Origin of the sequence: Halogeometricum rufum, assembly GCF_900112175.1 — an archaeon.
Classification (GTDB): Archaea; Halobacteriota; Halobacteria; order Halobacteriales; family Haloferacaceae; genus Halogeometricum; species Halogeometricum rufum.
The window spans coordinates 541,070-561,470 of record NZ_FOYT01000002.1; the positions used below are offsets into that span (position 1 = coordinate 541,070).

Here is a 20,401-nt window from a genome sequence, read left to right on the forward strand (position 1 = left end):
CGAGTCATGACGCTCTCGACGCCGACAACCGTCCGACGGTCCCGCCTCGACGCCCTCGCGGACGCCGTCGTCACCGTCGCCGACCGTCCTTCGCTCGCAGTCGAGTCGCCGTTCGACGCGGAGACGGTGGGCGAGGTGCCGGCCTGTTCGCCAGACGACGTGCGCGACGCGTTCGACCGCGCCCGCGCGGCGCGAGCGGAGTGGGCGGACAGACCGCTGAGCGAGCGAATCGCCGTCTTCGAGGAGTTCCACGACCGGGTGCTCGACGAACAGTCGTCGCTGTTGGACGTGGTGCAGGCCGAGACGGGCAAGGCGCGACTCGACGCCCACGAGGAGGCCGTCGACGTCGCCGCCACCGCGCGGTACTACGCCAACCACGCCCGCGCGTTCCTCGCGAGTCGCCGGCGAACCGGCGCCGTCCCCCTCCTCACGCGGACGACCGAACACAGGAAGCCCGTCGGCGTCGTCGGCGTCATCTCGCCGTGGAACTACCCCCTCACGCTCTCCATCTCCGACGCCGTCCCGGCGCTCCTGGCCGGCAACGCCGTCGTCTGTAAGCCGGACGAGGGGACGCCGTTCACCGCCCTGCGAATTCGCGAACTGCTCGTGGAGTCGGGCCTGCCCGCCGACCTGTTCGCCGTCGTCGCCGGCCGCGGCGACGAACTCGGCGAGGCCCTCGTCTCCGCGTCCGACTACGTCTGCTTCACCGGCAGTACCGAGGTGGGCCGCACCGTCGCGGCGACGGCGGGGCGGAACCTCGTGGACTGCTCGCTGGAACTCGGCGGGAAGAACCCGATGCTCGTCCTCGCGGACGCCGACGTGGACGCCGCGGCCGAGAACGCCGCGCACGCCTGCTTCTCGAACGCGGGACAGCTTTGCCTCTCCGTCGAGCGAATCTACGTCGACGCCGACGTGCGCGAGGCGTTCCTCGACGCGTTCGTCCGCGAGACGCGGCGACTCACCCTCGGGGCCGGATACGACTTCGACTACGACGTGGGGACGCTCACCTCGGCGGCCCAGTTGGAGAAGGTGGAGGCGCACGTCGAGGACGCCGTCGACGAGGGGGCGTCGGTGCTGACGGGCGGCCGCCGCCGCGAGGACGTGGGGCCGTACGCGTACGAACCGACGGTGCTGACCGACGTGACCGAGGAGATGACGTGCGCCACCGAGGAGACGTTCGGGCCGGTCGTCGCCGTCCACGAGGCGTCGGGCATCGCCGACGCCGTCGAACGGGCGAACGAGGGACCGCACGGCCTGAACGCGAGCGTCTGGTCCGGCGACACGGCCCGCGCCGAACAGGTCGCCGAACGCGTCGACGCGGGCACCGTGAACGTCAACGACGGCTACGCCGCGGCGTGGGCGTCGCTGGACGCGCCGATGGGCGGCGTCGGCGACTCGGGCATCGGCCGTCGGCACGGCGAGGTTGGGATGACGCGCTTCACCGAGTCACAGACCGTGGCGACGCAACGCGGCCGACCGCTCACCCGTCCCGCCGAGGTGCCGCGCCGCCTCTGGACGCTCCTGTTGAACGCGAACGAACGACTGACGAGTCGACTCACCGCGTGGCGGCGAGGTGGGGGCGGATGAGCGTCTTCCTGACGGGCTTTCCGGGCTTCCTCGGGTCGGCGCTGGTCGGTCGCCTCCTCGACCGAACCGACCGAATCGACTGTCTCGTGCAGTCGAAGTACCGCGACGACGCCGCACGTCGGGCCGCCGAACTCGCGGGCGACGACTGGGAGGCGGACATCGCCCTCCACGAGGGCGACATCACCGACCCGAGGTTGGGACTGTCCGAGGAGACGTACGACCGCCTCGCCGGCGACGCCGAGGAGGCGTTCCACTTCGCCGCGGTGTACGACCTGGGGGTCGAGGCGGAACTCGCGGAGCGAGTGAACGTCGACGGGACGAGACACGTCCTCGACTTCGCCGAAGCGGCGGACGCCCGACTCCACCACGTCAGCACCTGCTACGTCAGCGGGCGGTACGACGGCGTGTTCACCGAAGAGATGCTCCGGGAGGGGCAGTCGTTCACCAACCACTACGAGGAGACGAAGTTCCGCGCGGAGGTGGCCGTCCGCGAACGGATGGCCGAGGGCCTGTCGGCGACGATATACCGGCCCGCGATAACCGTCGGCGACAGTCGGACCGGCGAGACGCAGAAGTACGACGGTCCGTACCACGTGATTCGGTACCTCCTCCGGCAACCGCGCGTCGCCGTCCTCTTCACCCCCCTCGGCGCGTCGGATACCGAACTGAACGTCGTCCCGCGCGACTACGTGGTGGACGCCATCGACGCGCTCTCGCGGATGGACCGCTCCGCGGGCGTCACGTACAACCTCTGTGACCCGCACCCGCCGACGGCCGTCGAGGCGCAACGCGTCCTCGCCGAGGCGGCGGGTCGGCGCGTCGTCTCCGTCCCCACGACGCAGTCGCTCCTCGAACGGCTTCTCTCGGCGGGTCCGGTCCGCGCGGCCACCGGGTTCGACCCCGCCGTCGTGCCGTACTACACGCACCCCACGCGCTACGTCGCGCCGAACGCGCGGCGCGACCTGTCGGGGACGGGCGTCTCGCCGCCGCCGTTCGCCGCGTACGCCCCCGCGCTGGTCGAGTTCGTGCGCGAGCACCCGGACATCTCGTCGGCGGCGATGACCTGAGGCGACGGTCGGACGGGGGACGTGCGCGAGCGGTCGGACCCGAGACGAGAACGGGGGGTCAGACGCGACGCCGTCCCGCGCCACCGCTGACGGGCGGGAACAGGGCGAGTTCGTCGTCGTCGTCGACCGTCTCCGAGAGCGAGGCGTCGTCGCCGTTTCGGAGGAGGTTCACGTGGTCCGCGAGCGTGTCGTCTTCGAAGACGCGGACGCGCAGGCCGTCGTGGCCGTCCAAGAGGGCGTCGAGTGCGTCTCCGACCGTCGCGTCGTCCCCGACGGTTACGGTGGTCTCTCTCGCGCCGGCCACCTCCGCGAGGTCGGCGAACAGGCGCCAACGTACGGTCGTCATGTGTCGATATTCCCCGCCGGGGAGTCATGAGTATTGCGCCACGGGCGCGTCGGCCGCCGACGCTCAGTCGTCGTCGTCCGAGCGGTCGGCGGCCGCCGGCCCCGACTCGTCGGTCTCCGCGGACCCGTCGTCGGGGGCCGACGCCGCGCGCGTGATGCGGCGAATCGTCTCCGGGCGGGCCACGAGGAACAGCACGTCGCCGGGGGCGAGTTCCCGCGCGCGCCTCGGGATGGTCTCGACGGGGGCGTCGGACGGGTGGACGGCGACGACGGTGGCGTCGAGCGTCGACAGCGTCGCGCTCGCGAGTTCGCTGCCCGCCTCGACGGTGACCGTCTCCATCGTCTCGTCGGCGCTCCGCAGGAGCGACGTGAACTCGTGTTCCGCGCCGGGGTCGGAGGGCAGCGTCAGGAGTCGGTACGTCTCCTCGTGGTCGAGGCGTTCGGCCTCCGCCTCGTCGAGGAGGACGGTGGCCACGTCGCCGGCCGTCGCGCGGAGTTCGGCGCTGGCGACGCGTTCGGGGTCGCCGTCCTCGCCCATCCGCCAGAGTTGCACGGCGTCGCCCGCCGAGGCGCCCGCGCCGGGGTCTGCACGTACCGCGACGGCAGCGACGCCGGGCGGCATCGTCGGCCCCAGACCGGCGACGCGGCGGCCGACGGCGAGGTACGAGACGTTTCGCTCGTCGTCCAGTTCCACGTCGACGTGGCCGACGCCGTAGTCCTCCTTGATGCGCGTGACGAGTCGGTCGGCGAGTTCCTCGCGGGAGAGGGTGCGCGGGAACAGGAGTCGCTTGCCCGCCATCGCCTCCTTCCGGTCCGTGGGGACCGGGTCGTAGCCGTCGATGTCGCCCACGTCGGACGCCTCCGCCGGGAGTTCGACGGCGGTGACGCGCCCGACGGTCCGGACGATGCGGCTCACCTCGGCGTCTATCGAACGCGCGCCGGCGACGGCGAACACGTCGGTTGCGAGTCGGTCGCCGACCGCCCGTCCGACCGGCGAGAGGGCGACGGCGGCGACGAGGATGGTCGAGTTCAGGAGTATCCGCGGCGGGTCGAAGACGGCCGTGGGGTCCTGCGTCGTCGTCCGGAGGAGTCCGACGGCGTTCAGGTAGAAGGCGGCCGCGGACCCGCCGAACAGCGCCGAGAGCCACCTCGGGACCGGTTCGCGGGTGTACCACCGGTAGACGAGTGCCGCGGCGGCGGAGATACCGGCCGAGAGGGCGGTCAGCCCGACGACCAGCGCTCCGTCCTGCAGGAGACTGCCGACCAGTCGGACCGCGGAGTCGAGTTGGAGGACGAGGCGGGGGGCGGCGAGCGTCACGACACCACCTCGGTGAACGCCGCCAGGTCGGGGTAGGCCCCGGCGACCACCAGTTCGTCGCCGACGGCGACGGCCTGACCGCCGCGTGGCGCGATGGTCCACCGACCGTCCCGTCGCACCGCGAGGACGACGACGCCGTACACCTCGCGGACGTTCGCCTCACCGAGGGTGACGCCGTCGAGGACGCCCCCGTCGCGGACGGTGACGCGTCGGAACCGCTTGCCCGCGCGGCGGAGGAGCGTCACCAGTTCGAACTCGCGACGCACGCCGCGGGAGCGAACGAGGAGGGCCACGTCGGCCGCGGACAGCACCGTCGTCGCGTCCTGCCGACGGACCGAGAGCGTGACGCGCGCCTCGCCGCCCGCCGCCGTGGGGACGGTGACCGTCTCGACGGGCGGGGACACGTCGACGCCGCCGTCGGACCGGAGCCCCGACGAACCTCGCGAACCCGCGGTTCGCTCGCCGCCGTCCGTCACGGCCGCGTCGTCGCCGCCTCGCTCCGCCTTCTTCCCGCCGGCGTCGTCTGCGACGCCCAGCACCGTGGCGGAGACCCGCTCACCGTCCGCGAGCACCGTCACCTCGTCGCCGCGGGCGGTCCCCGTCGGCACGAGCGCGGTGGTGGAGACGGCGCGCGTCCCCGGTTCGAGCCGCTTCGACAGGCCGCTCATCGCCGGGGCGGCCGCGATGGTCGCCCGCGCGTGTTCGTCCAGCGTCACCGACGCCTCCGCGAGGTCGAACGCCGTCCGCAGGCGCTCCTCGACGCGCGTCTCCAGTTCCAGGAGCGGTACGTCGGCCGGGAACGTCCACTCGCTGGCCCGAATCTCGTCGCGGAGCGTCGCCGGCAGGGGCGGGTAGCCTTCGACGTCGCCGACTTCGCCGACGACGCTCACGCGGACCTGCCCGCGGCCGCCGACGAGTTCCACCACGTCCGAGGAGAGCGTCCGCGCGGTGAGTTCGCGCAGCGAGAGTTTCCGCGGGAGGTTCGCGCCCATCTTGTCGCCCATGCTGTGTGCGTACAGCGTCACCATCAACACGACGAGCAGCGCCACGGTGAGGCGCACCTGGTCGTCCGAGACGGTGACCGCCGGGTCCGCGAGGGCGAGCAGACCGCCGTTCAGCCCCGCGATGGCGACGCCCAGACCGACGACCGCCAGCCCCGGAATCGAGACGCCCGTGAAGTACCGAAACGTGAAGCCGAGCGCCCACGCGATGAGGGCCGGGACGAACCCGGTCAGCACGCCGAGGTAGAGCCCGTAGAGCAGTTCGACGGGGAGTGGTTCCATCTGGACGTTCCTCTCGGCGGGAACGATTTACGTGTATCGCCCGCCGTCTCTCGGGACACCGATGACAGACGACGACCGACGGGTCCAACCCGTCACCCTCGCCGAGGCGTTCGAATCGTTCGACGAGACGTGGTCCCCGCGACTGGCGGCGGAGTTGAACGGACAGGCGGTGAAGCTGGCGAAGATGGACGGCGAGTTCGTCTGGCACAGTCACCCCGACGCGGACGAACTGTTCCTCGTCGTCGCGGGGTCGATGACGCTCGAACTCCGCGCGGGCGACGACGTGGAACTGGCGGCCGGCGAGATGGCCGTCGTCCCGCGCGGCGTCGAACACCGCCCCGTCGCTCCGGAGGGGGCGGACGTGCTCCTGTTCGAACCGTCGGGGACGGCGAACACCGGCGACGCCGCGGGCGACGAGAGAGCCGCAGACGTGGTAGACCTGTGAGGCGAGCGGCATCGCTTCGCTGTCGTGCCCGTTAAGTAGCGAACCCGCCACCGGTGAAATATGGTGCTCGAACGGGACTGGGTGGGCGCGCGCGCGTCGATGGTGCTGGCGTTCCTCGTTGGCGTCGTCTCCGTCGTCACGGGCATCGCCAACATCACCGTCACCATCGACGCGCCCGACTTCGTCCTGTTCGGCGTCACCCTCCCGGGCTACGTCCAGCAGGTGGCGGCGTTCACCGGCACGCTCACGGGGTTCGTCCTCCTCGTCACCGCGTTCGGCCTCCGTAAGCGCCTGCGCGCGGGGTGGTACGCGACGATGCTTCTGTTCCCCGTCACCGCCGCTCAGGGGGCGTTGCAGTCGAACGAGCAGTCGCTCCCGCTCATCGGGCTCTCGGCCGTCGCGTTCGTCGTCGTCGGGCTCAACTTCCGCGCCTTCGACCGCGAACTGGAGCTGACGACGACGCAGTTGGCCGCGCTGGCCGCTCTCGCGGGCGCGCAGGCGTACGGCACCGTCGGCGCGTTCGCCCTGCGGGAACACTTCGACGGCGTCCGGAACCTGCTGGACGCGTTCTACTTCTCGCTCGTCACCGGGAGCACCGTCGGCTACGGCGACATCACGCCCAACTCGGCCGTCGGCGAACTGTTCGCCCTCTCGGTGCTGCTCGTCACCGTGTCGTCGTTCGCCGTCGTCCTCGGTGTCGTCTTCACCCCGCTCATCGAAGCGCAACTCTCCAAGGCACTCGGACGCATGACCGAAGAACAACTCGACCTTCTGGAAAACCACGTCCTCGTGCTCGGCTACGGGGACCTGACGGAACCGATACTCGAAGAACTCAGCCCGAAGTCGGACGTCCTCATCCTCACCGACAACGAGGAGCGGACGCGCCGCCTCACCGAACGGGGGTACACCGTCCTCACCGCCGACCCGAGCGACGAGGAGTCCCAACGGCGCGCCCGCGTGGCGTCGGCCAGGGCCGTCGTCGTGGCGACGAACAACGACGCCGAGGACGCCCTCGCCATCCTGACCGCGCGTCAACTCAACCCCGAGGTGACCATCGTCGCCGCGGCGACCCAGCGCGAGAACGTGAACAAACTCAAGCGCGCCGGCGCGGACACCGTCATCAGCCCCGCGGCTCTCGGCGCGCACTTCCTCGCGGAGTCCGCCCTCGGCGGCGAGGGCGTCGAGGAACTCGAACGGCGACTGCTTGCCGAGGAACCGTCGAAGGACGGCGGCGCGCAGGACGTGTTGGAGGACGAGGACGACGAGAACGGCGGCGACGGCGACTGACGACGCCGGCGACGGTCCGGCGGGGAAGCCGACGACGATTCGGCGGGGAGGCCGACGACGGTTCGCCGGGGAGGCCGACGACGACTCGGCGAGTGTGCGCGCCGCCGACGACGGCGGCCGGTGCGGTCAGGGCGTCCCGCGGTCGAAGATGGCGACGTCGCACTCGACGCTCCGAAGTCGCTCGAACGTCGGCGGGGAGACGAACCGCGAGGCCGCCGAGCGCTCCTGACTCGACCCGAGGACGAGCAGGTCGTACGACCCCGCGTTCGCGGAGATGAACGACTGCACGTCGGACCGCGAGACGCGCGTCTCGATGGGGCCGTCCGCCGTCTCCGCGAAGTTGGCAAGTCGCGTCTCGGCCGTCCGGCGTTCCACCTCGCTGTTGATGCAGGTGGTGACGCTGACGACGCCGTTCCGGCCGGCGAGGCGGGTCGCGAAGTCTATCATCGCGTGGGCGGTGTCGCCCGGGCGCGACACCAGCACGAGGATGCGCTTCCAGCGTTTGGTGTCGCCGACCGAGCGGAACGCGACGGCGTCCAGCGGACTCTGGAAGATGCCGCGGACGTACTCCGAGAGGAGGCCGCGGTCCTCCTCGTACGGCGTCACCACGAGGTCGCAGTTGGCGTTCTGCGCGGCCTGCACCGTCGTCGGGACGGGGTCGCCCGCGGCGACGACGACTTCGCAGGGGACGCCGACGCTCGTCCGGATGTCGGCGGCGCACGACTCGAGTTCCGACACCGTCTCGTCCGCCTCCGCGGAGAGTTCGGCGTCGGCGTCGTCGTCGCCCTCGGTCGTGGCGATGTCGGCCTCGTCGGGGTCGATCGCCGTATCGGGCGCCTCCGCGACGATGCCGAGCAAGACTACTTTCCCGGCGTCGTGGGCCGCGGCGAGGCGCGCGCCGAACAGGGCCGTGCGCGGGGCGTCGTCGCCGCGCATGGGGACGAGGACGTGGTCGTCGCCGTGGACCGTCTCGTACAGGTACTGCGCGCGGCGTTCGTAGAACCGTTCGCGCCAGACGACGAACGCGCCGGCGACGATGGCCGACGCGAGGAAGATGTTGACGACGTACGCGACGGCGCTCTCCGTCTGGGACACCGCCGTCGCGGGGTTGGAGACGAGGGCGAGGAGCGCCGTCGAGAACGCCGACGGCGCCTCGACGTCGATGGCCCACGTGACGACGCCGGTGAGGAACACCGCCAGCGCGGCGCTCACGGGGTGCGGCGTCGCCGTCTGCGGTTCGCCGTACGTCGCCACGATGAACCACAGCGACACGAGGCCGCAGACGGCCCCGATGGTCAGGCTCCCGACGAAGCGAACGGGGTCGGCGTACCGCCCCTCGGGGTCGGAGAACAGCGTGTACGTCCCCGACGCAAGCGGCGGGAACAGGAGGTACGAGAGCGTGCCGATGCGTCCCGTGAGGAACGTCACGAACCCGATGATAAGCGGGACGAACAGCAGGATAGAGAGATGCAGCAGGTTACTCGTGTTCTCCAGCCAGCGACGGAACTCCGACAGCTCACGCCGTTCGACCCGGCGAACCCGGGCGAGGAGCGGCGAGATTCGCGCCAGCAGCGAGGCGGCGACCCGTCGGAGTCGAGACACGGCTTACGCGAGTGTCGTGACCGCGTCCAACGTCAGCTTGATGGCCCGTTCGACGTTGTTCTTCGCCTTCTCCGGCAGTTCCTCGTCGGAGTCGGCGCCCTTCTGCGTCCCCTTCACGAGGTTGCCGTCCACCGTGCAGATGGCGCCCGCTCGGAGTCCGCGCCGCCGCGCGAGGGAGAACAGCGTCGCCGCCTCCATCTCGACGGCGAGGAGGCCCGCCTCGTTCCACGCCTCGACGTACTCCTCGGACTCGTTGTAGAACGCGTCGTCGGAGACGATGGGGCCGACGTGGACGTCCTCGTCGTTCGCTTCCGCCGAGTCGACGAGGGCGGACAGCACGTCGTAGTCGGGGACGGCCGGGATGACCGCCGACTCGTAGCGCTTGGAGGTCCCCTCCTCCTTCGCGGCACCCGTCGCCACGATCATGTCGCCGATTTCGACGTGTTCCTGCAGTGCGCCGATGGTGCCGACCCGGACGAACGTCTCGACGCCGACGCGCGCGAGTTCCTCGACGGCGATGGCGGCCGAGGGACAGCCGATGCCGGTCGAACAGATGGTGAGCGGGACGCCCTCGTAGGTGGCGTTGACGACCTTGTACTCGCGGTTCTCCGCGACTTCCTCGACGTTCTCGCACTGCGCGGCGATTCGCTCGACGCGCCCGGGGTCGCCGGGGACGAGTGCGATGTCTTCCACGTCGCCCTCCTCGACGAGCAGGTGGGGTTGCTTGGCCATACACGAGCCTCACGCGACGGGCTGAAAAGCGCCGCGGTCCGGAGAGCGGCGGACCGAGTCGCACCGACGGCCCTCACCCGAGTTCCGGCGCTCTCACCGCGTTCGTCGCCGCCTAACGGGTGATTGGCATCCCTTAACGACGACGACAGTCACGATATTCGACTGATAACTAAGCCCGTCCGGGGCGTTGCACTCGATGGCCGTCGAAGACCGGTCCGCTCCGAGAGGTTCCATCCCATCCCCCCCCTCGACCGAACGGGCGCGTTCCCCCTCGCCCGACCTTGCGTCACCATCTCCGGGGCGGAACGGTTCGGCCACCGTGCGACGCGGCGCGCCAGACCGGCGCTCGCTGCCGCGCGAGTATCCCCCCGGTTCACTCGCGTCTCGACGCGCCGTCACCCGGCGCGCGGCGTCGCGGCGGCCGCTTCGACGGTATCACACTCTCCCTTTCAGCATGTCACTCACACCGAACACGGCCGGCGTCGACGCGAACGACTCCGCCGCAGCGTGGCGGTTCGCCGTCGCCTGCGTCGCCACGCGCCGGACGCTCGCCGTCGCGACGGCGTTCGCCGCCGCACTCGGCCTGCTTCCGCTGTACGAGTCGGTGTGGTGGTGGGACCTCCTGACCCACACGCTCGCCGGGGCGGCCATCACCGGCTGGCTCCTGCTCTCCCGCCTCCGCCTCGCGTGGGTCCTCGTCACCCTCGCCGCCCTCTCGGGCGCGTGGGAGGTGGCCGAGTTCGCGACGCCGAACTACGTCTTCGTCGCCGGCGGGGCGGCGGACACCGCCGTCGACGTGGCGTGTAACTTCTTCGGGGCGGCCGTCGCCGCGGCCGGGTTCGGACTCGTCCGGACCGCCGGCGGACCGGCCGCCGACGGCGACGCGGGCCGCCGCACCCGTCCTCGTGACTCGGGCCGGACGCCGACCGACGACTGACTTGTCCGCCAGCTGACACCAAGGCTCTCAGCGGTGAAAATCGGGGCGCTGCAGTTATGGGTGCGGACTCGGACGCCACGGGTACGAATGCGGAATGGACCGAGTTCGAACGTAGAGGACCGCGCGAGAGTGTGGGGCCACATTCTCGAGACACTTCGACGACGCGGGCGCGTCGAAGCCGACCGCGTGGCGACGGAGTTCGAGTACGCCGTCGGCGAGATACGGACCATCTGTCGGGAGATGGCCGAGATGGGGTGGCTCGAACGCGCCGAGACGGACCGGTGGTGGACCGCCGGCGAGTCCGCCGCGGAACTGCTGGGGGCCTACCCGGCACTCAAAGCCGATGTCGCCGCGCCGGAACGGCCGTCGGCGCGGACAGGTACGGAACAGCCGGCGGACTGACCGGACCGGACGCGTCTGCAGTTCTCGAAGGCGGCGGCCGACCCGACTACAGACCGGCGGTGAGTAGCGGAAGCACGACGACGAGCGTCACCCCGAACACGAACGACGAGCGGAGCCACTGGCCGCGGACGGCCGTCGAGCGCTCCTCGTAGACGCGCTTGCCGGCCTTCGGGAGGACGAAGTGCGCGAAGAAGACGTAGACGAAGCCGACGACGGCTATCGTCGCCAGCGCGTGCGGGAGGACCATCACCGACCCCGCCGAGAGCAACGGCGGGACGACGGCGGTGAGAGCGGCGTACGCGGCCGCGTAGAGGACGCCGGCGACGACGCCCGCGCCGTAGTGGACGACGTGGGCGTCCACCTCGGACACCTCGTCCGGCGTCGTTCCCCGGAGTATCGAGGCGGCGATGTAGGCGGGCGTGAACCCCTCTTCCTGCCTCGCCATCGGGAGCCCCATGACGAGTGCGGCGACGAGGCCCGAGAGCCCGCTCAGACCGACGAACGCGAGCGTCCTCCCGAGCGGCCCGGCCAACTGGCCGGGGAGTGTAGGCGACATCGGTCGTGCTACGGCGCGGAGGGGCAAAAACGGACGGGCATCGTCACTCGCCGAGGAACGCCTCGATCTCCGTCCACGAGAGTTCCTCGCGCGCGCCGGGGACGCGCGAGACGAACGCCCCACAGGCGTTGGCGACGGCCAGCGACCGCTCGAAGTCGTCGCCGGCGACGCGGGCGGCGAGGAACCCCGCGGCGAAGGCGTCGCCCGCCCCCGTCGTGTCCACGGCGTCGATGGGGTAGCCCGGGTGGGCGACGCGGCCGCCGGGGAGGCGAACCTCCGCGCCGTCCGGGCCGTGCTTGAGGACGAGCGTTCGGTCGGTCAGGTCGAACGCGTCGAGGGCGAGGGCGGCCTCGCGGTCGTTCAAGAACAGGTAGTCCACCTCGGTCACTACCTCCTCGTACCCCCGGTCGTCGATGCGTCTGCCGGGGTCGAAGCTGACGGGAACGCCGGCGGCCGACGCCCGGTCGGCCAGTCGCGTGGCCGTCTCGGGCGGTTGGCTCGTGAGGTGGAGGTGGTCGGCGTCTCGGAGCACGGACTCGGGCAGGTCCGTCGCCGCGAACGCCTCGTTCGCGCCCGGACAGCCGAACACCATCACCTCGCCCTCCGGCTGGACGACGATGTACTTCGTCGTCGTCTCGAGGTCCGGCGACGTCACGACGTGCTGGCAGTCGACGCCCTTCTCGGTCAACTCCGCGCGGGCGGCCCGGCCGCGTTCGTCGTCGCCGACGCTCCCGAGCAGCGAGGTGTCGAGGCCGAGGTCGGAGAGGCCGACGGCGACGTTGGAGGCGCTCCCGCCGCCCGCGGCGGTCCGGGAGTCGACGGTCGACTCCCCGTCGGGTTCGGGGAGCGAGTCGACCCGGAGCGTCACGTCCCAGTTCACGTGGCCGGCGCAGACGACGCGTGGCATGGCAGACGTGTGGAATCCCCCGGCACCTACAAAAAGCCAACTGCGACGAACGACGCGGCGAGGTGCGGTCCGATGGGAGAGAGAACGGTGTCGAGGGGTCTGGCGGGCGACGCGCGCGGTCGGACGGGGGACGCGGTGTCGAGGGGTCCGCCTACCCGAACCGGCGGGCCACCTCGTACGCCGCCGTCGCCGGGAGCATCACCGCCAGAAGCGCGAACACGACTTCCTCGACGGTCGGTCCGGTCGGCGTCAGCGCGCTGTAGAACACGACCGCGCCCGTCGCGAGGACGCCGACGACGGCGGCGACGTACCGCGGGTCGGTCCACGAGGGAGGGGACTCGGCGGGGGACACGGGAGAGGGACGGACGCGGCGACCGAAATAAGCCGCGTCTCGACGCGGGGGTCGGCTCCTCGCCCTCACGCGCCGCCGAGGACGCTGAACAGGATGAGGTTGTGCGCGCCCGGGCCGAGGCCGACGGCGGCGACGAAGCCGAGGAGGACGTTCGCCTCCGTCGGGTCCTCGCGCACGTAGTCGGCGAACAGGGCGACGACGCCCGAGACGACGAGGAGTTTGACGAGGACGAACAGCCACACCGTCCCGAGGAACGGTTCCGTCGGGAGCGTCGCCGCGAACTCGATGATGGCCCGCGAGAGCGGGGTCCGTTCGGCGAACCCGAGGACGTCGATGCCGACGGCGGTCGAGACGGCGTCGAGCGAGTGACCGAAGACGGCGAGGACGCCCACCGGCGCGGTGATTCGCGCCTCCGGGTAGACGCGGGCGAGGAGGACCCACGCGCCGGCGGCGACGGCGGCGGCGGCGACGAGTCCGAGAGCGGGGACGAACGGCGCGAGCGTCCCGTCGGACGCGCCGACGAGGAACGCGGCGGCGACGGCGGCGGCGGCGAGGAGGGTGCCGACGCCGGCGAGGACGGGCGCGACGGCGTCCGCGGCCCACGCCGCGCACGCGAGGAACGTGCCGACGCCGAGGACGCCGACGGAGAGGTAGACGGCGGGCGTGCCGCCGAGGGGGCGGAGGACGGCGGGGAGGGCGTCGACGGCGTAGAGAACGTGGACGGCCGAGCCGAGCACCATCCACGGGACGAACGCGAGGACGCGCCGCGGCGTGACGGCGGGGCGGCGGCGGGCCGCCGCGGCGACGACGGCGGCGACGGCGACGAGGAGGCCGACGAGGTACGGCAGCGGTGGCAGCGCGAACCCTTCGGGGAGTATCGCCATGCTCTGTGGCGCGGCGGGCGTCCGTGAAAGCCTTACGAAACCCCGCGGTGGCCGCCGAAGCCGGCTATCGGTCCCTTTTACGTACCGGCGCGGTCACCTCCCCGCATGGACCGAACGGAGTTCGCCGCGCGCATCGACCACACCGTCCTCGGGCCGGAGACGACGTTCGCGGACGTTGAGACAGTCCTCGACGAGGCGGCCGAGTACGGGATGAACGCCTGCATCCCCCCGTGCTACGTCGCCGAGGCGGCCGACTACGCGCCGGACGTGACGCTCGCCACCGTCGTCGGCTTCCCGCACGGCCAGCACTCGACGGCCGCGAAGCGCGCGGAGGCCGTCGACGCGTGGGAGAACGGCGCCGACGAACTGGACATGGTGATAAACGTCGGCCGACTGAAGGCCGGCGACGACGACGCCGTCGCCGCGGACGTCGCCGAAGTCGTCGCCGCCGTCCCCATCCCGGTGAAGGTCATCCTCGAGACGGCGCTTCTCACCGACGAGGAGAAACACCGCGCCTGCGAGGCGGCCGTCGAGGCCGACGCCGACTTCGTGAAGACCGCCACGGGGTTCGCAGACGGCGGCGCGACGGTCGCCGACGTGGAACTGATGGCGGAGTACCTCCCGGTGAAAGCCAGCGGCGGCGTCGGCTCCTACGAGGAGGCGATGGCGATGTTCGACGCCGGCGCGGAACGCATCGGCGCGTCGTCGGGCGTCGACATCGTCTCGGGCTTCCCCGCGGAGTGAGGTGAGCGCGGGTCGGCCGTCGGCCCCGAACAGTCACTCCACCGCGTAGACGCGGGGTTCGGCGTCCTCGCCGCGTTCGCTCTCGCCGCCCTTCGTCGCGAAGAACAAGGCGCCGTCGGCGACGGTGACCCCGCTCTCGACGTAGCCGTCGACGGGGACCCGCCACCGGACTGCACCGAACGCCGCGAGGAAGCGCCGTCTGGACGTGGTGGAGGGCATCGACTCGTTCGTGACAGTCGGGGGGGGGCATGAGCGTTTCCGTGCGTCGCCGACGCCGTCACCGTCGCCGATGCCGTCACCGTCGCCTCGGGCGTCCGGCGCCGCCCGTCGCCCCCAACCGTCGGCCTTTTGGCCGCGCAGGAGAGACCTCAGAACGACCGAATGGCCCGATATCACATCGAGACGTACGGCTGCACCTCCAACCGCGGTGAGAGCCGCGCCATCGAGAGCGCGCTCCGCGATGCCGGCCACTACCGCGTCGAGGGGCCCGAGGAAGCCGACGTCGCCATCATGAACACCTGTACGGTCGTCGAGAAGACGGAGCGCAACATGCTCCGACGGGCCAAAGAGCTGGAAGAAGAGACGGCGGACCTCATCGTCACGGGCTGTATGGCGCTGGCGCAGGGAGAGGAGTTCCGCGAGGAGGACGTGGACGCCCAGATACTCCACTGGGACGACGTGCCGAGTGCGGTGACGAACGGCGAGTGCCCCACCCCGGGGCCGGACACCGAACCCGTGCTGGACGGCGTCGTCGGCATCCTCCCCATCGCCCGCGGCTGTATGTCGAACTGCTCGTACTGCATCACGAAGTTCGCCACCGGGCGCGTGGACTCGCCGCCCGTCGAGGAGAACGTCGAGAAGGCGCGGGCGCTCGTCCACGCCGGCGCGAAGGAGATTCGTATCACCGGGCAGGACACGGGCGTGTACGGCTGGGACGACGGGGACAGGAAGCTCCCCGAACTGCTCGACCGCATCTGCTCGGAGATAGACGGCGAGTTCCGCGTCCGCCTCGGGATGGCGAACCCCGGCGGCGTCCACGGCATCCACGAGGAGTTGGCCGACGTGTTCGCCGAACACGACGAACTCTACAACTTCATCCACCTGCCCGTCCAGTCGGGGTCCGACACCGTGCTGGCGGACATGCGACGACAGCACCGCGTGGACAAGTTCGTCGAGATCGTGGAGACGTTCGACGAGCGACTCGACTACTGGACGCTCTCGACGGACTTCATCGTCGGCTTCCCCACCGAGACGGAGGCGGACCACGAGCAGAGCATGGCGCTCTTCCGCGAGGTGCGCCCCGAGAAGGTGAACGTCACGCGCTTCTCGAAGCGCCCCGGCACCGACGCCGCCGAGATGAAGGGCCTCGGCGGGACGGTGAAGAAGGAGCGCTCGAAGGCGATGTCCGAGTTGAAGATGGACGTCGTCGCCGAGGCGTACGAGTCGATGGTCGGCGAGACGCGACGGGTGATGGTCGTCCAGGAGGGCACCGGCGACTCCGTGAAGTGCCGCGACGACGCCTACCGGCAGATAATCGTGCAGAACGCCTCCGAACACGGCGTCGAACCCGGCGACTTCCTCGACGTCGAGGTGACGGGTCACCAGACGGTGTACGCGTTCGGGAAGCCGGTGTAGACGGGCGGCGAGTGCGGCGGAACGGGACCGGCGCACGTCGTCGCTCGGGAGTCAGCCGTCCGGTCTGTCCTCCGACCTGTCGATGGGCGCTTCGAGACTGTCGGCCAGTCGCGACTGGAGCGCGACGTTGATGGGAACCAACAGCAGCCACGTCAGGATGCCGAGAGCGGGGTCGAACGCGGCGACGCCTATCGAGAGGACGAACACGAACGGGGAGGCGAGGAACCGTGCGGCTTGAATCTGTACGGTGCGGGACGCCAGCCCCTCTTTGAGGAGTCGTTGCCGCGAGGCGTACGACCAGAGGAGCGTGAGACAGAGACCGGTGAGGGCGAGAGCACCAGCGAGGAACATGACGCCGAACTGGTTCGGATACGTCGCGAACATGCTGGATGCGAACGGAACGAACGCGAGCACGAGGAGGAAGACGAGGTTGAGCCACACGACGCCCCTGTCGTGTCTCTCGATGTGCACGAAGAGACGACGGTGGTTGACCCAGTAGGACCCGATGACGAGGAAACTGAGGACGTATCCGACGAACTCGTGCCACTGTTCGAAGACGAGGGTCGGAACTGCGGCAGTCGGGGTCCCCGGCGGCACCTCCGGAACGGTGAGTTCGAGCACCAACAGCGTGATGGCGATAGCGATGACGCCGTCGCTCAGTGCGAGGAGTCGGTCCGTTTCGGTCGACTCTCGACGGAGTGGTATCCCCATGAGATGCCAAACGACAGCAACGAGCAAGACTATTGCTTCGCCGGGGTGGCCGTGCGGGGTCACTCCGAAGTGACGGGCCACCAGTCGGTGTACGCGTTCGGGAAGTCGGTGTAGACCGCGAGACGAACCATCTCTTCGAAACGCGGCGGACGACGGATTTCGAGAGTCGTGCTTAGGGAGTCCCGTTCGGTCGGAGCGGACGAACGGGAACAGAACTCGGACGGAGCGACGTACTCACTTTCTGTAGCCGGCCAGTACCCGGACGTCCGGTTCCCGATTGACGGTTCCGACGAGGCGGAGGCCGTGTTTGTAGCCGAGGTAGATCAGGTTGTACGCGAACGTACCGTTGTTGTACGCGCCACGGGGTTCGAAGTGGACCCTGGCCGTGATGTCCTCGTCGAGGGGGACGCGGAAGTTGATCCACTCGATTCGGCCCTTCCCCTCGGCGGCCTCTTCGAGGACCTCGACGGCTTCCTCCGGGGAGAAGTTCTGGATGTAGGGCGCCCACGAATCGCCCCGTCGTTTCGCTCCCAGTTTGTCGTAGAGGGTCTCGATCGTGCCGTCGGCGAACTCGACGGCCATCGGGATGAGCTTCGTCTTGGGAGTGTTCTTCGCTTTCGCCCTCTCTTCGGAGGGGAGGTCGAGGAACACGACCTCCCGAGGCACCCGTTCGATCTCGGCGGGGTCGAACCAGTCTCGGTCCTGCTTCGCGTCGTCGACGAAGAATATCCGGTCGGAGTGGTTCACCAGATACTGCGTCGTCAACTGGATCAACTGCCGTTGCGGCGTCTCGATCGGTTGCAGATCGATCGTCTTCGTCTCGGTCTGGCTACTGTCTCGACTGAACCCGAACCCCCCGCTCGCCTTGACGTTGAACGGACCGAGTACGTTGGCCAGGCTCCCAGCGAGCGCCAGGGGATTGACGTCGATGTCCAGGTTCGCACCCAGGTTCCGCGCCGTCTCCTCCGTAATCTCGATGTGTATCGACTCTTCTCTCGACACCTGGGGCTGGAGGACCGCATCGTAGAATGCGTTGAGTTGCGTGTCGTCGATGAAGAACGGTGCGTCGAGCATCCATTGCAACTTCTCGTCTAAGGCCGAGTGGGTGGAACCGAGAGTACTCATAAGAAGTGACAACAATAGAACAAATATTAAACTTTGCCTCGGCTGCGAGTCGAGTGACACATCATCGCACGTACCGGTGTCTGTGTCGACATCTCAGCCGCGAACCACTCTCGGATCCTGTCGCGGTACTATATATCGCTTCTGTGGTCGTTCCGATACCAGGAGAACGAGCGACGCGTACATACTCTCAGCTGTATTACATCTACACGTCGTTTCGACGAGTGAACATCATGACCTCAGCAAAGCAGCGGTTCTACGTACTCGACAGCTCGATCGAGGGGACGCTTCGACAGGCCGCGAAGAAAGCAATCGCGAACGCCGCGCCTCTGGGTTCTCGATTCCTCCCCACCGAGAAGACCGGTGGGTTCGACGACCTCCGTGAGAAGCTTCGGGAGCTGTCGGAACCGGACCAGATTCGAGAGAACGGAAAGATATCCGATATGACGATCGTGGCACACGGCTACGCCGGTGGCGTATTCTCCCTCGGCGACGACTTCGTCACCGAAGGAAAGCTCGACGAGATCGACGGGCCGTTCGACGTGTTCGCCGACCACGCCCGAATCGACATCGTCAGGTGTGCATCGAGTACCCTCCCGATCGAAGAGGCGGACCGTCGATCGCTCTATCGCAAAGTGGGCCAAAAGCTCCTGCCACGCGGCGGTCGCGTCTGTGGGACGAAGAACGATGTCGAATTCTCCTGGGGAGGGGGCGTTCGGCTGACTAAACCGGGGTCCGGTGGAAACGTCCCTCTCGGTGGGTCCTATCCTACGACGTTCCACTCGTTGGAATATCTAAAATACAACCCGCAGGAGTGCGAGGAGATTCCGGGACCGAACGAGTCGTCCCGAGTGTATCGAACGCTTCGGTACGGGGACCGTGGAGAGGACGTCGAGCAACTCCAGAAGTTCCTCCGCGTGAAGCCGGATGGGAAGTACGGACCCTTCACGAAGTCTTCGGTGAAGCGTTTCCAGCGACAGCAGGGCTTAGCCGCGACCGGAATCGTAGACGCCGGGACGCATCGAGCGATTCGCCGGCACGACCGTGAGCCTCCGAAAGTCCACCGGACACTTCGAGTCGGGAGTCAGGGAGCCGACGTTCGCCGATTACAGCGATTCCTCGGTGTCCAGCGAGACGGTCGGTTTGGCCCTCAGACCAGTGCTGCGCTGAAATCCTGGCAGCAGGGAATGGGGCTCCACCCCGACGGGGTCGCGGGCCCGAACACGATCCGCGCGATCAACAGACTCCGTGGTGGTAATCCGAGCATCTATCGACGCCTCGAGACCGGGAGCGAGGGCGCGGACGTCCGTCGGCTTCAGGGCGTAATCGGAGCGCGACAGGACGGGCTGTTCGGGCCGGAGACCGAGCGGAAGCTACGGGGGTGGCAACGAAACCACGGGTTGGCCGCCGACGGCATCGCCGGCCCACAGACGCACCGGAAGATGCAGTCGACCCTCTCCGCTAACGCAATCATCAACCGGACGCTCCGGTCGGGGAGTCGGGGAGACGACGTGCGCAGGCTTCAGGGCGTAATCGGAGCGCGGCAGGACGGGGTGTTCGGGCCGGAGACCGAGCGAAAGCTACGGGCGTGGCAACGAAACCACGGGCTGGCCGCCGACGGCCTCGCCGGCCAGCACACGTTCCGAAAGATGCACACGCTCCTCCAGCCCTGACCTCCGGCTGTCGGTAGCGCACCAACCGTACGGCGCGACCGGCCCGACTCCGAAGACGAGGGAGAGCGGCTTTCACCCCGAACCGAGGTTCCGACAGACACGTCGGGGTGCAGTCATTCTTCGGTCACGTACGCGACGGCGTGCGGCGGCAGGTAGGTGTCGGCGTCGTGCAGTTCCACGAACCCGCTCGGGAGGATGCAGATGCCGCCGGTGTACGGTGAGTCGACGCCGTCGACGTCTGCGGTGAGGTGTACCTCCGCGTCGTCCAGGTGGATACGGCTGTCGTCGGACATACCCGTGGTGTGGGACGCCGGCCCGATATAGCTACGGTCCCGCCGCCCGCGCGTCACGGCGCGTCGCCGTCGAACCGCCGGTACATCCCCACCGACTCGGGCGCCGTGTCCGCGAACCCCCAGCGCTCGTAGAAGCCGTCCACGTCGGCGAAGAGGTTCACGTAGGCGTGTTCGGGGGCCTCCCGGTCGAGGTAGGCGACGAGTTCGTCCATCATCGCGCTCCCCAGCCCTCGGCCCTGGTGGTCGGGGTGGACCGCCATGTCGGTTATCTGGTAGACGGTGCCCCCGTCGCCGACGACGCGGGCCATCCCCACCACCTCGCGGGGTCCGTCCCTCGCGTCCGGGTCCGTCTCGGCCCCGCCCTCGTACTCGACGCGCACGCCGAACAGCGTGTTCGGCAGGCCGCGGCGGGCGCCGTCGAGGCTTCGGGGCGACATCCCGGCCGCCTCGCGGAGGGCGCAGAACGTCTCCGCGTCGGGGACCGACCGGACGAGTTCGTAGTCGTCGTCCATGCGCGGG

At 69.6% G+C, this 20,401-nt stretch carries 23 protein-coding genes; 9 read left to right on the forward strand and 14 right to left on the reverse strand.

Features of this window, described 5'->3' with window-relative positions; translation table 11 throughout:
* Nucleotides 1-6 precede the first annotated feature (6 nt).
* Both BM310_RS12355 and BM310_RS12360 read left to right on the forward strand, forming a co-directional pair.
* Nucleotides 7-1,587 carry a succinic semialdehyde dehydrogenase gene (locus BM310_RS12355; protein WP_089808137.1) on the forward strand — a complete coding sequence of 527 codons (1,581 nt, stop codon included), beginning with the start codon at nucleotides 7-9 and terminating at the stop codon, nucleotides 1,585-1,587.
* A complete protein-coding gene (locus BM310_RS12360) occupies nucleotides 1,584-2,654 on the forward strand; it encodes an SDR family oxidoreductase (protein WP_089808139.1) in 1,071 nt (356 codons plus the stop codon). Before BM310_RS12355 ends, BM310_RS12360 begins: the two co-directional genes overlap by 4 nt.
* A gap of 58 nt (nucleotides 2,655-2,712) precedes the next feature.
* Here BM310_RS12360 and BM310_RS12365 read toward each other — a convergent pair whose 3' ends face one another.
* The 3 genes from BM310_RS12365 to BM310_RS12375 form a co-directional block, all read right to left on the reverse strand.
* Nucleotides 2,713-3,000 carry a ubiquitin-like small modifier protein 1 gene (locus tag BM310_RS12365; RefSeq protein WP_089808141.1) on the reverse strand — a complete coding sequence of 96 codons (288 nt, stop codon included), beginning with the start codon at nucleotides 2,998-3,000 and terminating at the stop codon, nucleotides 2,713-2,715.
* A 63-nt stretch (nucleotides 3,001-3,063) separates the two neighbouring features.
* Entirely contained in the window at nucleotides 3,064-4,317 is a 1,254-nt protein-coding gene (locus tag BM310_RS12370; RefSeq protein ID WP_089808143.1) for a TrkA C-terminal domain-containing protein, read from the reverse strand.
* Nucleotides 4,314-5,600: a potassium channel family protein gene (locus BM310_RS12375; RefSeq protein WP_089808145.1), complete on the reverse strand. Its 1,287-nt coding sequence runs from the start codon at nucleotides 5,598-5,600 to the stop codon at nucleotides 4,314-4,316. Before BM310_RS12375 ends, BM310_RS12370 begins: the two co-directional genes overlap by 4 nt.
* A gap of 61 nt (nucleotides 5,601-5,661) precedes the next feature.
* Here BM310_RS12375 and BM310_RS12380 point away from each other — a divergent pair, with 61 nt between their 5' ends.
* Both BM310_RS12380 and BM310_RS12385 read left to right on the forward strand, forming a co-directional pair.
* Complete coding sequence (locus BM310_RS12380) at nucleotides 5,662-6,045, forward strand: cupin domain-containing protein (protein WP_089808147.1); 384 nt, start codon at nucleotides 5,662-5,664, stop codon at nucleotides 6,043-6,045.
* Between the two features lie 60 nt (nucleotides 6,046-6,105).
* Nucleotides 6,106-7,332: an NAD-binding protein gene (locus BM310_RS12385; RefSeq protein WP_089808149.1), complete on the forward strand. Its 1,227-nt coding sequence runs from the start codon at nucleotides 6,106-6,108 to the stop codon at nucleotides 7,330-7,332.
* A 126-nt stretch (nucleotides 7,333-7,458) separates the two neighbouring features.
* Here BM310_RS12385 and BM310_RS12390 read toward each other — a convergent pair whose 3' ends face one another.
* The gene (locus tag BM310_RS12390; RefSeq protein ID WP_089808151.1) at nucleotides 7,459-8,934 is read right to left on the reverse strand and encodes a universal stress protein; all 1,476 of its coding nucleotides are present in this window, start codon (nucleotides 8,932-8,934) and stop codon (nucleotides 7,459-7,461) included.
* Between the two features lie 3 nt (nucleotides 8,935-8,937).
* Nucleotides 8,938-9,666: a nucleoside phosphorylase gene (locus tag BM310_RS12395; protein ID WP_089808153.1), complete on the reverse strand. Its 729-nt coding sequence runs from the start codon at nucleotides 9,664-9,666 to the stop codon at nucleotides 8,938-8,940.
* Nucleotides 9,667-10,120: 454 nt separating this feature from the next.
* On the opposite strand from BM310_RS12395, the gene BM310_RS12400 reads away from it, so the two are divergent.
* A complete protein-coding gene (locus tag BM310_RS12400) occupies nucleotides 10,121-10,603 on the forward strand; it encodes a hypothetical protein (RefSeq protein ID WP_089808155.1) in 483 nt (160 codons plus the stop codon).
* A gap of 186 nt (nucleotides 10,604-10,789) precedes the next feature.
* Nucleotides 10,790-11,005, forward strand: a complete 216-nt coding sequence (locus tag BM310_RS12405) for a hypothetical protein (RefSeq protein ID WP_231751727.1) — start codon at nucleotides 10,790-10,792, stop codon at nucleotides 11,003-11,005.
* Nucleotides 11,006-11,051: 46 nt separating this feature from the next.
* Here the strand turns inward: BM310_RS12405 and BM310_RS12410 are convergent, their stop codons facing one another.
* The 4 genes from BM310_RS12410 to BM310_RS12425 all read right to left on the reverse strand — a co-directional run bounded on the left by BM310_RS12410 (nucleotide 11,052) and on the right by BM310_RS12425 (nucleotide 13,704).
* Nucleotides 11,052-11,561, reverse strand: coding sequence for a hypothetical protein (locus tag BM310_RS12410; protein ID WP_089808156.1), 510 nt, complete (start codon nucleotides 11,559-11,561; stop codon nucleotides 11,052-11,054).
* 43 nt (nucleotides 11,562-11,604) lie between these two features.
* On the reverse strand, nucleotides 11,605-12,468 hold the full coding sequence (locus tag BM310_RS12415) for a carbohydrate kinase family protein (RefSeq protein WP_089808158.1): 864 nt from the start codon (nucleotides 12,466-12,468) through the stop codon (nucleotides 11,605-11,607).
* Nucleotides 12,469-12,619: 151 nt separating this feature from the next.
* On the reverse strand, nucleotides 12,620-12,820 hold the full coding sequence (locus tag BM310_RS12420) for a hypothetical protein (RefSeq protein ID WP_089808160.1): 201 nt from the start codon (nucleotides 12,818-12,820) through the stop codon (nucleotides 12,620-12,622).
* 65 nt (nucleotides 12,821-12,885) lie between these two features.
* Nucleotides 12,886-13,704, reverse strand: a complete 819-nt coding sequence (locus BM310_RS12425; protein ID WP_089808163.1) for a DUF63 family protein — start codon at nucleotides 13,702-13,704, stop codon at nucleotides 12,886-12,888.
* A gap of 105 nt (nucleotides 13,705-13,809) precedes the next feature.
* Here BM310_RS12425 and deoC point away from each other — a divergent pair, with 105 nt between their 5' ends.
* On the forward strand, nucleotides 13,810-14,448 hold the full coding sequence (gene deoC / locus BM310_RS12430) for a deoxyribose-phosphate aldolase (RefSeq protein ID WP_089808165.1): 639 nt from the start codon (nucleotides 13,810-13,812) through the stop codon (nucleotides 14,446-14,448).
* Nucleotides 14,449-14,481: 33 nt separating this feature from the next.
* On the opposite strand, the gene BM310_RS21855 is transcribed toward deoC, so the two are convergent.
* Nucleotides 14,482-14,667, reverse strand: a complete 186-nt coding sequence (locus BM310_RS21855; protein WP_089808166.1) for a PQQ-binding-like beta-propeller repeat protein — start codon at nucleotides 14,665-14,667, stop codon at nucleotides 14,482-14,484.
* Between the two features lie 162 nt (nucleotides 14,668-14,829).
* On the opposite strand from BM310_RS21855, the gene BM310_RS12440 reads away from it, so the two are divergent.
* Nucleotides 14,830-16,083 (forward strand): tRNA (N(6)-L-threonylcarbamoyladenosine(37)-C(2))-methylthiotransferase, encoded by a 1,254-nt coding sequence (locus BM310_RS12440; protein WP_089808168.1) that lies wholly within the window; start codon nucleotides 14,830-14,832, stop codon nucleotides 16,081-16,083.
* A gap of 51 nt (nucleotides 16,084-16,134) precedes the next feature.
* On the opposite strand, the gene BM310_RS12445 is transcribed toward BM310_RS12440, so the two are convergent.
* Complete coding sequence (locus BM310_RS12445) at nucleotides 16,135-16,794, reverse strand: TMEM175 family protein (protein WP_089808170.1); 660 nt, start codon at nucleotides 16,792-16,794, stop codon at nucleotides 16,135-16,137.
* Between the two features lie 234 nt (nucleotides 16,795-17,028).
* Nucleotides 17,029-17,979 (reverse strand): hypothetical protein, encoded by a 951-nt coding sequence (locus BM310_RS12450; RefSeq protein WP_143105162.1) that lies wholly within the window; start codon nucleotides 17,977-17,979, stop codon nucleotides 17,029-17,031.
* Nucleotides 17,980-18,149: 170 nt separating this feature from the next.
* Here BM310_RS12450 and BM310_RS12455 point away from each other — a divergent pair, with 170 nt between their 5' ends.
* The gene (locus BM310_RS12455) at nucleotides 18,150-19,589 is read left to right on the forward strand and encodes a peptidoglycan-binding domain-containing protein (protein ID WP_143105163.1); all 1,440 of its coding nucleotides are present in this window, start codon (nucleotides 18,150-18,152) and stop codon (nucleotides 19,587-19,589) included.
* Nucleotides 19,590-19,702: 113 nt separating this feature from the next.
* Here the strand turns inward: BM310_RS12455 and BM310_RS12460 are convergent, their stop codons facing one another.
* Nucleotides 19,703-19,882: a hypothetical protein gene (locus BM310_RS12460; protein WP_089808176.1), complete on the reverse strand. Its 180-nt coding sequence runs from the start codon at nucleotides 19,880-19,882 to the stop codon at nucleotides 19,703-19,705.
* A gap of 53 nt (nucleotides 19,883-19,935) precedes the next feature.
* Nucleotides 19,936-20,394 (reverse strand): GNAT family N-acetyltransferase, encoded by a 459-nt coding sequence (locus BM310_RS12465; RefSeq protein ID WP_089808178.1) that lies wholly within the window; start codon nucleotides 20,392-20,394, stop codon nucleotides 19,936-19,938.
* Nucleotides 20,395-20,401 lie beyond the last annotated feature (7 nt).